The following is a 12,219-nucleotide window of genomic DNA, read 5'->3' as shown; positions in this document are numbered from 1 at the left end:
GGAGGGTGGTCATGGGAGCATTCTGCCGCGCCGGAACGTGGCCCACCAGTCACGCGGCGATTACATTCCTTTGCAAACCTTCACCAAAGGCGTACGGATTCGTCCGACAAGCTTTGTCACACTTCCGACCGCGTTTCCCAATGGGGACGCAGGTGAGGTTGTTGTTGGGGCGCCGCCAAGGCGGGTTCCGACCTTTACACTTGATTGAGTGCGGGAGCCCCAAGGGGCTCCCGTTTTTTTTGTGCCGCGTTTTTTTGTAGGCAGAGAGTGCATCAGGACTTCTCGTCGAAGATGCGCTTGAAGAACGCCTGCAGGTCCGCCCAGGACTTCTGGTCGGCGGTCTTGTCGTAGCCGACGTCGAGTCCGTGGCCCTTGTGCATGTCGGCGTCAGGGTTGGTGAAGCTGTGCTTGGCGCCGGGCTGCACGACGAGCTTGTAGTCGGCCTTGGCGTTGTCCATTTCGCTCTTGAAGGCAGTCACGCTCTCGGCCGTCACCAGGGTGTCGGCGCCGCCATGCTCGACCAGGATCTTCGCCTTGACCGCACCCGGCTGTGCCGGGGTGTCGGTGGCCAGCACGCCATGGAAGCTCGCCACGCCGGCCAGCGGCAGGCCGGCGCGGGCCATGTTCAGCACCACGCCGCCGCCGAAGCAGTAGCCGATGGCGGCGATCTTGCTCGGGTCGGTCTGCGGCTGCTGCTTCAGCAGGTCGAGGCCGGCCTGGAAGCGCGCCTTGGCGGCGTCGGCGTTCTTCGTCGCCTCGGCCATGAAGGCCTTGGCGTCGTTGGGGTGCTCGGTGTGCTTGCCGCCACCGTACATGTCGATGGCCAGCGCGCTGTAGCCCAGCGCGGCGAGGTCGCGGGCACGGCGTTTGGCGTAGTCGTTGAGCCCCCACCATTCGTGCACCACCAACACGCCGGGGCGGATGCCGGACTTGGCGTCGTCGTAGGCGAAGTAGCCGATCATCTTGGTGCCATCGGCAGACTGGTAGGGGATTTCCTGGGTCTTGATCGCGGCGCCGGCGCTGGCGGCGAATGCGAACAGCAGCAGGGCGGTGAACAGGCGCATGAGGACTCTCCGAGGCGGTGGCCAAAGGCGACCCTGAGAAGATAGCCGCTTCTGCGACATGTGCCCGCCGAGGCCGGGCCAGCCCCTCAAGCACGCGGCTATGGGTGAAATGTAAGACAGCCTCGACTACCCTTGGCGCCATTCCCCGACCCCGGAAAGCGATTGGCCGATGCTGGACCTCAGTACCTGGAACCTGACCACCCCCCAGCGCGGCCCGGCCGCGACCGTTTCCACCGCTGTGCTCAATCGCGATTACCAGAGCCCCTACTTCCAGCGCAGCGTCAACGGCGTGGAATTCTGGGTGCCGGTCAATGGCGCGCACACCAGCGGCAGCGAGTACCCGCGGACCGAACTGCGGGAAACTGCACGCAACGGCGCGCTGTCGTTCTGGCGCTACTCGAAGGCCGACAATAACCTGCTGGTGGCCACCCTGCGGGTCGACGCGGTGCCGTCCAGCCGGCGCATGGTGATCGGGCAGATCCACAGCAACGGCAGCGGCAGCGCCGAAGCACTTCCGCTGGTGAAGCTGGTCTATCAGCAGCGCCTGAACCTGGGGCGCGTGCAGGCGCTGGTGCGCGAGCACCCCGACGACATCTCCACGCGCACCTACACCGTGTACGAAGGGCTCGCGCTCGGCGAGGCGTTCAGCTACCGGTTGGGTATCTCGCGCAGCGGCCTGCTGAGCATCCAGGTCAAGGACGGCCTCGTGACCCAGCAACTGGACCCGCAGTGGGCCTTCCAGGGGCTGTACTTCAAGGCCGGGCTCTATCTGCAGGACAATCGCGGACCGGCGAGCGAGGGTGGCCGGGCCACCTTCAGCAACCTGACCGTTTACCACCAATGAGGATGTTTTCCATGGCGTTGCGCAATTCCCTGGCCCTTTCCCTGCTGCTGTCGGCGGCGCTGGCGCAGGCCGCGCCGGGCGACGACTTCGGTGCCTGCCTGGATCGCCTGCAGGGCAAGGCTCAGGCCGGTGGCGTCAGCGTGGCCAGCTACGCGCGCTTCACCCAGGGCCTGCAGGCGGACATGAGCGTGTTGCCGCTGCTCGACGCGCAGCCGGAGTTCACCACGCCGATCTGGGATTACCTGTCCGGCCTTGTGGACGAGCAGCGCGTGGCCGACGGCAAGGCGATGATGACGGAGCACGCCGAGCTGCTGCGCAAGGTTGCCGCGCGCTATCAGGTCGACCCGGCCGCCGTGGTCGCGGTGTGGGGCGTGGAGAGCGATTACGGGCGGATCACCGGTAAGCGTCCGCTGCTGGTGTCGTTGTCCACCCTGTCGTGCTACGGGCGCCGGCAGGCGTTCTTCCAGGGCGAGTTCATCGCCACCCTCAAGCTGCTGCAGGCGGGCGACATCCGCGACAGCGGCATCACCGGCTCCTGGGCCGGCGCCTTCGGCCAGACGCAGTTCATGCCGTCGACCTACGCGCGCATCGCCGAGGATTTCGACGGCGACGGCCACCGCGACCTGGTGGGCAGCACCGCCGATGCGCTGGCGTCCACCGCCAACTACTTGCGCAAGGCGGGCTGGCGCGAGGGCCAGCCCTGGGGCTACGAGGTGAAGTTGCCGGCCGGCTTCGATGCCTCGCTGGCCGGGCGCACCAAGCGCCGGGCGATTTCCGACTGGACCGCGCGCGGCGTGCAGCGCATCGATGGCACGCCGATTCCGAACCTGGATTCGAAGGCCGCCATCCTGTTGCCGGCCGGGGCGAACGGGCCGGCCTTCCTGGTGCTGCGCAACTACGATGCGATCTACTCCTACAACGCGGCGGAGAGCTATGCGCTGGCGATTTCCCTGCTGTCCGACCGCCTGCGCGGCGAGCCGGGCCTGCGCACGCCGTGGCCGACCGACGATCCGGGGCTGAGCCGGGTGCAGCGCAAGGAGCTGCAGGAGCTGCTGCAGCAGCGTGGCTACGACATCGGCAAGGCCGACGGCATGATCGGCGACGTGACGCGCCGGGCGATCCAGGAAGAGCAGCGCAAGCGCGGCATCACCCCGGCGGATGGGCGGGCGGGGCAGAAGATTCTCAAGGCGTTGCAGGGCGGGTAACGGGCGAGTCCGTTGCGTAGGGCGTACAACCGTTCGCGGTTGTACGCCGACTCTCCGATGTCATCGCCAGCGCTGGGGTTTGGCCTGGCCGATTCTTCCTGGTCGACCCCGCACGGCGGCACGACCAAGGCCAATCGGTGTATAACGCGGAGCGCTATACGCCCTACGGTGATGCTTTCGTAGGAGCGGACTCTGTCCGCGATCAACTCCGCTCAGGAGCCCATCGCGGACGGAGTCCGCTCTTACGAGATCAAAAGCCCCTCACCCTAACCCTCTCCCAAAGGGAGAGGGGACCGTTCGGTGCAGGATGAAACCATGGTGTCAGCCGGTACGATCTGCCCCCTCTCCCTGAGGGAGAGGGCTGGGGTGAGGGGGAGGCGCAGGCAAGGATTAACCCGGTAGGCTCCTACGAGAGCGACTTTGAGCCTCCCGACAACCTCACTCCCACCCCTTCACTCCACTCATGTCCGGCAGGTGGTGGGCGATGCCCTTGTGACAGTCGATGCAGGTGGCCCCGCCGGAAGCCAGTGCCGTGGAGTGCATCTGCCGGGCGCGCTGGCTCTGGCGGGTGAAGTCCATGGACTCGAAGTTGTGGCAGTTGCGGCACTCCAGCGAGTCGTTGGCCTTGAGCCGCGCCCATTCGTGCTCCGCCAGCTCGCGGCGGTGGTCGAGGAATTTCTCCCGCGTGTTGATGGTGCCGAAGATCTTGCCCCAGACCTCCTTGGAGGCCTGCATCTTGCGCGCGATCTTGTCGGTCCACTTGTGCGGCACGTGGCAGTCCGGACAGGTGGCGCGCACGCCGGAGCGGTTGCTGTAGTGGATGGTGTCCTTGAGTTCGACGAAGACGTTGTCGCGCATCTCGTGGCATGAGGTGCAGAAGGCTTCGGTGTTGGTCGCCTCCAGCGCGGTGTTGAAGCCGCCCCAGAAGATGATCCCGGCGATGAACCCGGCCAGCGTCAGGAAGCCCAGGCTGTAGTGCACGCTGGGCCGGCGCAGGACTGTCCAGTACCCCGTGAGCCAGGCGAACAATGCTTTCATGGCGCCTCCTCAGGGTTTGCCGTTCGCAGCGGCGTCGCGCTGGAGGATGGTGTCGATGTCTTCGAAGGTGTTGCCCACCAGCGGCTTGGCGTCCGTCTGCGGGACGTGGCACTGCACGCAGAAGTAGCGCCGTGGCGCGACGGCGGCCAGCGGCTGGCCGTCGCGGTCCATGTAGTGGGTGATGCTGATCATCGGCGCCTGGGTGCGCGCACTGTTGGAGCGGCTGTGGCAGGACAGGCACTTGTTGCTGTTGGTGTCGATGCGGTAGCCGGTGATGGTGTGCGGGATGGTCGGCGGTTGTTCGGGGTAGTTGCGCTCGCGGCGGATGTCCTTGTTCTCCTCATTGGCCAGCGGCGGCGCGGGGCGGTCCTGGCTGATGGTGCCGCCGGGGCGGCGGCCATCGGGCGCGGGAGCGTCCAGCGGGTAGTTCACCTCGGCGGCCAGTGCGGGCAGGCCGAGTAGCAGCAGGAAAAGAGCAGGCAGTATCGATTTCATCGCGCGTTCCTCAGGCCAGGCTGACCAGTTCGATGCGCACCGCGCATTTCTTGTAGTCGGTCTGCTTGGAGATCGGGTCGGTGGCATCCAGCGTGACCTTGTTGATCAGCTTGTTGGCATCGAAGAAGGGTACGAACACCAGCCCCTGCGGTGGCTTGTTGCGCCCGCGCGTTTCGATGCGCGCGCGGATTTCGCCGCGCCGGCTGATCACCTTCACCTCGCTGCCGCGGCGCATCTTCAGGTCGCGGGCGTCGTCGGGGTGCATGTACACCACGGCGTCGGGCACGGCCTTGTACAGCTCCGGCACGCGCTGGGTCATGGAGCCGGTGTGCCAGTGTTCGAGCACGCGGCCGGTGGCGAGCCAGAACGGGTATTCCTTGTCTGGCGCTTCCGCCGGCGGCTCGTAGGGCAGGGCGAAGATGATCGCCTTCTTGTCCGGGTAGCCGTAGAACTGCAGGCCGCTGCCCTTGGCCACGTAGGGGTCGTAGCCCTCGCGGTAGCGCCAGCGGGTTTCCTTGCCGTCCACCACCGGCCAGCGCAGGCCGCGTGCTTCGTGGTAGGCGTCGAAGGGCGCGAGGTCGTGGCCGTGGCCACGGCCGAAGCTGGCGTATTCCTCGAACAGGCCCTTCTGGATGTAGAAGCCGAAGGCCTTGGCCTCGTCGTTCTCGAAGCCCTTGGCGATCTGCTCGCTGCCAAAGGCGTCCACCAGGCCGTTCCTGAAGAGCACCTCATAGAGCGTCTTGCCCTTGAGCTCCGGCGCCTTGGCCAGCAGATTGGCAGGCCATACCTCGTCGGTGGTGAAGCGCTTGGAGAATTCCACCAGTTGCCAGAGGTCGGATTTCGCCTCGCCCGGCGCCTTCACCAACTGGTGCCAGAACTGCGTGCGGCGCTCGGCGTTGCCGTAGGCGCCTTCCTTTTCCACCCACATGGCGCTGGGCAGGATGAGGTCGGCGGCCTGGGCCGAGACGGTGGGGTAGACGTCGGAGACGATCACGAAGTTTTCCGGGTTGCGCCAGCCCGGCAGGATCTCCTGCATGATGTTCGGCCCGGCGTGCATGTTGTTGCTGACCTGGGTCCAGTACACGTTGAGCACGCCGTCCTTGAGCATCCGGCTCTGCTGCACGGCGTGGAAGCCGATCTTTTCCTGGATGGTGCCGGCGGGCAGCTTCCAGATCTTCTCGGCCGTCTCGCGGTGTTTCGGGTTGGTCACCACCAGGTCGGCCGGCAGGCGGTGGGCGAAGGTGCCCACCTCGCGCGCGGTGCCGCAGGCCGAGGGCTGGCCGGTGAGGGAGAAGGGGCTGTTGCCCGGCTCGCTGATCTTCCCGGTGAGCAGGTGGATGTTGTAGATCAGGTTGTTCGCCCAGACCCCGCGGGTGTGCTGGTTGAAGCCCATGGTCCAGAAGGACATCACCTTGCGTTTGGGGTCGGCATACATCTCGGCCAGGGCCTTGAGGCGCTCGGCCGGCACGCCGGTTTCCTTGGCGGTGCGCTCCAGGGTGTAGGGTTTGACGAAGGCGGCGAACTCGTCGAAGCCGATGTCGCTCCAGGTGTTGGCCTTGTCCGCGTTCTTCGCCTTCTGCTCCAGCGGGTCGGTGGGCCGCAGGCCGTAGCCGATGTCCTCGGCGCCGTGGGCGAAGCGGGTGTGCTTGTCGACGAAGTCGCGGTTCACCGCGCCGCTTTCGATGATGTGGTTGGCGATGTAGTTGAGGATGTAGAGGTCGGTCTGGGGCTTGAACACCATGGGAATGTCGGCCAGCTCGAAGCTGCGGTGCTCGAAGGTGGACAGCACCGCGACCTTCACCTGCGGCGCGCTCAGCCGGCGGTCGGTGACCCGCGACCAGAGCACCGGGTGCATCTCGGCCATGTTCGAGCCCCAGAGCACGAAGGTGTCGGTGGCTTCGATGTCGTCGTAGCAGCCCATCGGCTCGTCCATGCCGAAGCTGCGCATGAAGCCCATCACCGCCGAGGCCATGCAGTGCCGGGCGTTGGGGTCGATGTTGTTGCTGCGCAGGCCGGCCTTGAACAGCTTGTTGGCGGCGTAGCCTTCCCACACCGTCCACTGCCCGGAGCCGAACATGCCCACCGAGCCCGGGCCCTTGGCCTTGATCGCGGCCTTGAACTTCTCGGCCATGATGTCGAAGGCGGCATCCCAGCTGATCGGCTGGAACTCGCCCTGCTTGTCGAACTTGCCGTCCTTCATGCGCAGCAGCGGGCGGGTCAGGCGGTCGCTGCCGTACATGATCTTCGACAGGAAGTAGCCCTTCACGCAGTTGATCCCGCGGTTGACCTCGGCCTTGATGTCGCCGTGGGTGGCGACCACCTTGCCGTCGCGGGTGGCGACCATCACGCTGCAGCCGGTGCCGCAGAAGCGGCAGGGCGCCTTGTTCCAGTCCAGACGGGTCATGTCCGCCTCGGTGACCAGGTTGCTGGCGGAGCTCAGGATCGGCAGGCCGGCGGCGGCCGCGGCGATGGCGGCGGCGTTGGCCTTGGCGAACTGGCGGCGGGTCAGGTTCATCGGGCACCTCCGGCCTGGGCGGGAACGGGTTCGGATTCGATCTGCGGGTGTTCGGGCGACTCGACGATCTCGTGGTAGATCAGCACCGCGTTGAGCACGCCGGGCAGGTTCTGGATGGCATTTAGGTTGTCGAGGATGCTCTGTTCATGCTCGGCTTCGAGCACCACCACCAGCTTGCCTTGGGGGCTTTGCTGGTGGACTTCCAGGTGCGGCAGGCGCAGCAGATTGGACTTCACCGCGTCCAGCAGTTCGGGGCGCGTGTGCACGATCAGGCTGGCGATCTGGATGCTCTCGGGCATCGTGTTCTCAGGCATGGATGGCCTCACGGTTCAGGTGAATGGCATTGCCGGGGCAGGGCGCCAGGCAGGCGCCGCAGCCTGTGCAGCGTTCGGGGTCGAGGAGGGGCAGGGACGGGCCGCCGAGTTGCGGCTGGAAGCGGATGGCGCGCGGTTCGCAGGCGTCGTCGCAGCTGCGGCAGTGGATGCCGGCCTGGGCCAGGCAGTGCTCGTCGATCCGGGCGCGCCAGGGCAGGGCTTCGCGGTTCAGATCGAATACATCGGCTTCGCAGGCACGCACGCAATCGCCGCACAGGCTGCAGCCGGCGTGGCTGAAGTCCAGCTGCGGATAACCGCCGTCGCCTACGTGCAGCACCTGCTCCGGACAGGCGTCGACGCAGGCGTTGCAGCGGGTGCAGCCGTCAAGGAAATCGCTGGCGGTCCATGGCGGGCGACGTACATCCGGCGCACCACCCAGGCGCCGCAGCAGGGCACGGCGGGCGAGCACGACGGTGCTCCTACGACGGTGGGCCGGGCGGCCCCGCCACCAGCTGGAACATCCACACGATGAAGCCGTAGCCTCCGACGATGGCCACCGACAGCAAGGGGAACAGGCAGATCACGAGGAACAGGAACAGCCGGGTTTCCTTGCCTTTCTTCGCATCGGCTCCGGTCTTATCGGTCATGAGGGTCAGCCTCCCGCCAACAATTGGGAGTCAGACTAGACCCTGCTTTATGTGTGGGCAAAGTCGTACAGTCGCTATTCTTTTTTCCTATAGCGATTTTCGTTCAGCAGCGGTTCAGCAGCCGGACAGGTTGCGTTCAGTGGCCCGCCCATAACCTGCTCCCCGTCAACCAATTACTGAAGCCCTGACGGGAGAATCCCCATGAAAAACATGAAGAAGATCGCCCTCGCCGCCGCCATCCTCGGTGCCAGTGCCGCCGTCTCCACGGCCAATGCAGCCGACACCTTCGTCGGCATGACCTGGGGCGAAACCAGCAACAACATCCAGAAGTCCGCTGCGCTGAACCGCAACCTCGATAACCCGAAGTTCGACAGCGTGATCAACAACAGCGGCACCTGGGGCATTCGCGCCGGCCAGCAGATGGAGCAGGGCCGCTACTACGTCACCTATGAAAACGTCTCCGACACCGACAGTGGCCTGAAGCTGCGCCAGCAGAACCTGCTCGGCAGCTACGACGCCTTCCTGCCGATCAATGACAGCGGCACCAAGCTGTTCGGCGGCGGCACCGCCGGCCTGGTCAAGCTGGAGCAGGACTCCAAAGGCTACAGCCGCGACAGCGACGTCGGTTACGCCATCGGCGCGCAAGCCGGTATCCTCCAGGAGATCGGCAGGAATGCCTCGGTCGAAGGTGGCTACCGTTACCTGCGCACCAACGCCAGTACCGAGATGAGCCCGCATGGCGGCGGCAAGGTCGGATCGCTGGACCTGCACAGCAGCTCGCAGGTTTATCTGGGCGCCAACTACAAGTTCTGACCGATACTGCAACCGGGCCATGCGGGCCCGGTTGTCCGATTCAGGGAGCACGCGCATGAAATTGCTGGTGGTGGAAGACGAGGCGCTGTTGCGCCATCACCTGTACACCCGGCTCGGTGAGCAGGGCCATGTGGTCGACGCCGTCGCCGATGCCGAAGAGGCGCTGTACCGCGCCAGCGAATACCACCATGACCTGGCGATGATCGACCTCGGGTTGCCGGGCATGAGCGGCCTGGACCTGATCCGTGAGTTCCGCAGCCAGGGCAAGACCTTCCCGATCCTCATCCTCACCGCGCGCGGCAACTGGCAGGACAAGGTCGAAGGCCTGGCCGCCGGCGCCGACGACTATGTGGTCAAACCCTTCCAGTTCGAGGAGCTGGAGGCGCGCCTGAATGCCTTGCTGCGCCGCTCCAGCGGCTTCTCGCAGTCGACCATCGAGGCCGGCCCGCTGGTACTGGACACCCATCGCAAGCAGGCGCTGGTCAGTGGCGAGTCGCTGCAGCTGACCGCCTTCGAGTACCGCATCCTCGAATACCTCATGCGTCATCACCAGCAGGTGGTGGCCAAGGAGCGCCTGATCGAGCAGCTCTACCCGGATGACGACGAGCGCGATCCGAACGTGATCGAGGTACTGGTCGGGCGCCTGCGTCGCAAGCTGGAGGCGGCTTCCGGCTTCAAGCCCATCGATACGGTGCGCGGCCAGGGCTACATCTTCACCGAGTTGTGCAAATGATCCGTTCTCTGCGCCTGCGTCTGATGATCGGCGCGGCGCTGCTCGCGATCCTGTTCATGGCCGCCCTGCTGCCGGCCTTGCAGCGGGCTTTCAGCATCGCCCTGGAAGACGCCATCCAGCAGCGCCTGGCGGCCGATGTGGCGACGCTGGTGTCGGCCGCGCGGATCGAAGGCGGGCAGTTGAGCATGCCGGACCACCTGCCGGTGGAGGACTTCAACCTCCCCGAATCCAGGCTGTTGGGCTACATCTTCGACCAGAAGGGCCAGCTGGTGTGGCGCTCCACCTCGGCGCAGGACGAGAGCATCGAGTACTCGCCCAAGTACGATGGCCTGGTCGACGAGTTCACCCGCATCCGAGATCGCTCCGGCCAGGAATTCTTCGTCTATGACGTGGAGATCGACCTGGTGGGCGGCAAGCAGGCGGCCTACAGCATCGTCACCATGCAGCCGGAAAGCGACTTCCGCGAACTGGTGCGCGGCTTCCGCGAGCAGCTCTATGTATGGCTGGGCGGCGCACTGCTGGTGCTGCTGGGGATGCTCTGGCTGGGCCTGGGCTGGGGCTTTCGCTCGATGCGCGGCCTGCGCGCCGAACTCGACCAGATCGAGGCGGGCGAGCGCGAGCGCCTGAGCGATGAGCACCCGGACGAAATGCTGCGTCTGACCGGCTCGCTGAACCGCCTGCTCGACAGCGAGCGCGCCCAGCGCGAGCGCTACCGCAATTCCCTCGGCGATCTCGCCCACAGCCTGAAGACGCCGCTGGCGGTGCTGCAGGGCGTCAGCGAGAACCTCGCCGCGCAGCCGCAGAACCGCGAGCAGGTGCAGGTGCTGCAGACCCAGATCGAACGCATGAGTCAGCAGATCGGCTACCAGCTGCAGCGCGCCAGCCTGCGCAAGAGCGGCCTGATCCGCCACCAGGCGGCCCTCGAACCTCTGCTCGACACCCTCAGCGGTGCGCTGGACAAGGTCTACCGCGACAAGCGCGTGCTGCTCGAGCGCGATATCCCGCCAGACTTCGCCTTGCCGCTGGAACGCGGCGCGCTGCTGGAAATGCTCGGCAACCTGCTGGAGAACGCCTACCGGCTGTGCCTGACGACGGTGAAGGTGAGCGCCCGCAGGCAGGGGCGCTTCGTCGAGCTCGTCGTCGAGGACGACGGCCCCGGCGTGCCGGCCGGCCAGCGCGAACGCATCCTCAAGCGCGGCGAACGCCTGGACACCCAACACCCCGGCCAGGGCATCGGCACGGCGGTGGTGAAGGACATCATCGACAGCTACGACGGCGAGCTGTCGCTGGAGGATTCCGAGCTGGGTGGGGCGTGTTTCAGGATTCGGTTGCCGGGGTAATGGCGTCGGCCGGTTTGGCGTAGGGCGTACAACCGTTCGCGGTTGTACGCCGATACACCTTGCGCATTCGCGGCTCGATGGTCCGGCTCGGAGCGCTCTGCATCCGTAGGAGCGGACTCCGTCCGCGATAGCCCCGCGCAGGGTTCATCGCGGACGAAGTCCGCTCCTACAAAAGCATTCTCTCTGGCGTCACTCGCCCTGCTGTGCCCGGTATGCGCCGGGCGTCAGCCCCGTCCATTTCTTGAACGCCCGATGGAAGGCCGAGGGCTCGGAGAAGCCGAGCTGGTCGGCGATGTCCTGGATCGACAGCTCATCCCTGCCCAGGTAGTAGATCGCCAGGTCGCGGCGCAATTGGTCCTTCAACTCCTGGAAATTCGGCCCCTCTTCCCGCAGGTGGCGGCGCAGGGTCTGCGGGCTCATGTGCAATTGCGCGGCGACCTGCTCAAGGTCCGGCCAGTTGCGGCAGTCGCGGCCGAGCAGGCGGCGGATCTGGCTGGTCAGGCTGTCGCCGCCGTCGGGACGGGCGAGCAGGTCGGCGGGGGAGTCCTTGAGGAAGTGCTTGAGGGTGCGTTCGTCCTGCAGCAGCGGCATGTCCAGGTAGCGTGCCGGCAGCAGCAGGCTGGTGCTGCCGGCGGCGAAGCGGCGCGGGCAGGGGAACAGTAGGTCGTACTCGGCCTGGTGCTCCGGCGTGGGGTAGCTGAAGGTGGCTTCCTCCAGGCGAATGCGCTGGCCGATCAGCCAACTGGCCAGGCGATGCCAGATCAGCAGCAGGCTCTCGGTGAGGAAGTGGTCGGGGTCGCGCAGGTGGCTCTCGTCCAGGGTCAGGCGCGCCCAGTCGCCCTCGCGCACCAGGCGGATCGCCGGGGCCTCGGGGAACAGGCCGTAGAACAGCGAACCCCGGCTCAGGGCCTTTTCCAGGGTGCGGCAGTGGATGATGGCGTTGCACATCATGGCGAAGGTGCCGCGCTTGCTGGGACTGCTGCCGAAACCCATGTACTCGTCGTCCAGCGCCTCCCACAGGCGTTGCATCAGGTGCGTGAACTGGCCGGGGTCGATGCGTGCGCGAGGTTCCTCGAGCACCGCCGGGGCGATGCCGGCGTCGCGCAGCAGGGCTGCGACGTCCAGCCCCTGACGGTGCGCGCCCTGCACGGCGGCGCGGACGAAATGGCTGGCGATGGTGCGTTCTCGCATAGGGAATCCTTGTTATTCCG

14 protein-coding genes are annotated in these 12,219 nt (G+C 66.2%); 6 read left to right on the top strand and 8 right to left on the bottom strand.

Features of this window, described 5'->3' with window-relative positions; all coding sequences use genetic code 11:
* Nucleotides 1-208 (top strand): hypothetical protein (locus J5M67_RS19700; RefSeq protein ID WP_207887004.1); only part of this gene is annotated, 208 nt, incomplete at its 5' end.
* Between the two features lie 64 nt (nt 209-272).
* On the opposite strand, the gene J5M67_RS19695 is transcribed toward J5M67_RS19700, so the two are convergent.
* Nucleotides 273-1,064, bottom strand: a complete 792-nt coding sequence (locus J5M67_RS19695) for a dienelactone hydrolase family protein (protein WP_207887003.1) — start codon at nt 1,062-1,064, stop codon at nt 273-275.
* A gap of 169 nt (nt 1,065-1,233) precedes the next feature.
* Here J5M67_RS19695 and J5M67_RS19690 point away from each other — a divergent pair, with 169 nt between their 5' ends.
* The gene (locus tag J5M67_RS19690) at nt 1,234-1,908 is read left to right on the top strand and encodes a polysaccharide lyase family 7 protein (protein WP_207887002.1); all 675 of its coding nucleotides are present in this window, start codon (nt 1,234-1,236) and stop codon (nt 1,906-1,908) included.
* A gap of 17 nt (nt 1,909-1,925) precedes the next feature.
* Nucleotides 1,926-3,113, top strand: a complete 1,188-nt coding sequence (locus J5M67_RS19685; protein ID WP_207887011.1) for a lytic murein transglycosylase — start codon at nt 1,926-1,928, stop codon at nt 3,111-3,113.
* A 438-nt stretch (nt 3,114-3,551) separates the two neighbouring features.
* Here the strand turns inward: J5M67_RS19685 and J5M67_RS19680 are convergent, their stop codons facing one another.
* Genes J5M67_RS19680 through napE form a run of 6 tightly spaced genes read right to left on the bottom strand, consistent with a single transcriptional unit; the run spans nt 3,552 to nt 8,122 of the window.
* Nucleotides 3,552-4,151: a cytochrome c3 family protein gene (locus J5M67_RS19680; protein ID WP_207887001.1), complete on the bottom strand. Its 600-nt coding sequence runs from the start codon at nt 4,149-4,151 to the stop codon at nt 3,552-3,554.
* 9 nt (nt 4,152-4,160) lie between these two features.
* Nucleotides 4,161-4,646, bottom strand: coding sequence for a nitrate reductase cytochrome c-type subunit (locus J5M67_RS19675; RefSeq protein WP_207887000.1), 486 nt, complete (start codon nt 4,644-4,646; stop codon nt 4,161-4,163).
* 10 nt (nt 4,647-4,656) lie between these two features.
* On the bottom strand, nt 4,657-7,161 hold the full coding sequence (gene napA / locus J5M67_RS19670) for a nitrate reductase catalytic subunit NapA (RefSeq protein WP_207886999.1): 2,505 nt from the start codon (nt 7,159-7,161) through the stop codon (nt 4,657-4,659).
* On the bottom strand, nt 7,158-7,460 hold the full coding sequence (locus tag J5M67_RS19665; RefSeq protein ID WP_207887010.1) for a chaperone NapD: 303 nt from the start codon (nt 7,458-7,460) through the stop codon (nt 7,158-7,160). The genes napA and J5M67_RS19665 overlap by 4 nt, the downstream gene beginning before the upstream one ends.
* A 7-nt stretch (nt 7,461-7,467) precedes the next feature.
* Entirely contained in the window at nt 7,468-7,944 is a 477-nt protein-coding gene (gene napF / locus J5M67_RS19660) for a ferredoxin-type protein NapF (protein WP_207886998.1), read from the bottom strand.
* Nucleotides 7,945-7,954: 10 nt separating this feature from the next.
* Nucleotides 7,955-8,122, bottom strand: a complete 168-nt coding sequence (gene napE, locus J5M67_RS19655) for a periplasmic nitrate reductase, NapE protein (RefSeq protein ID WP_207886997.1) — start codon at nt 8,120-8,122, stop codon at nt 7,955-7,957.
* 201 nt (nt 8,123-8,323) lie between these two features.
* On the opposite strand from napE, the gene J5M67_RS19650 reads away from it, so the two are divergent.
* The 3 genes from J5M67_RS19650 to J5M67_RS19640 are packed head-to-tail and all read left to right on the top strand — an operon-like array spanning nt 8,324 to nt 11,008.
* Nucleotides 8,324-8,935 carry a hypothetical protein gene (locus tag J5M67_RS19650; RefSeq protein WP_207886996.1) on the top strand — a complete coding sequence of 204 codons (612 nt, stop codon included), beginning with the start codon at nt 8,324-8,326 and terminating at the stop codon, nt 8,933-8,935.
* A 55-nt stretch (nt 8,936-8,990) separates the two neighbouring features.
* A complete protein-coding gene (locus J5M67_RS19645; RefSeq protein ID WP_207886995.1) occupies nt 8,991-9,668 on the top strand; it encodes a response regulator in 678 nt (225 codons plus the stop codon).
* On the top strand, nt 9,665-11,008 hold the full coding sequence (locus J5M67_RS19640; protein WP_207886994.1) for an ATP-binding protein: 1,344 nt from the start codon (nt 9,665-9,667) through the stop codon (nt 11,006-11,008). Before J5M67_RS19645 ends, J5M67_RS19640 begins: the two co-directional genes overlap by 4 nt.
* 189 nt (nt 11,009-11,197) lie before the next feature.
* Here J5M67_RS19640 and J5M67_RS19635 read toward each other — a convergent pair whose 3' ends face one another.
* The gene (locus tag J5M67_RS19635; RefSeq protein ID WP_207886993.1) at nt 11,198-12,199 is read right to left on the bottom strand and encodes an AraC family transcriptional regulator; all 1,002 of its coding nucleotides are present in this window, start codon (nt 12,197-12,199) and stop codon (nt 11,198-11,200) included.
* Between the last annotated feature and the right edge of the window lie 20 nt (nt 12,200-12,219).

The organism is Pseudomonas sp. 30_B, from assembly GCF_017491605.1.
GTDB lineage: Bacteria > Pseudomonadota > Gammaproteobacteria > Pseudomonadales > Pseudomonadaceae > Pseudomonas.
The sequence above is the reverse complement of the archived record's forward strand: the minus strand, read 5'-3'. Positions and strand labels throughout refer to the sequence as shown.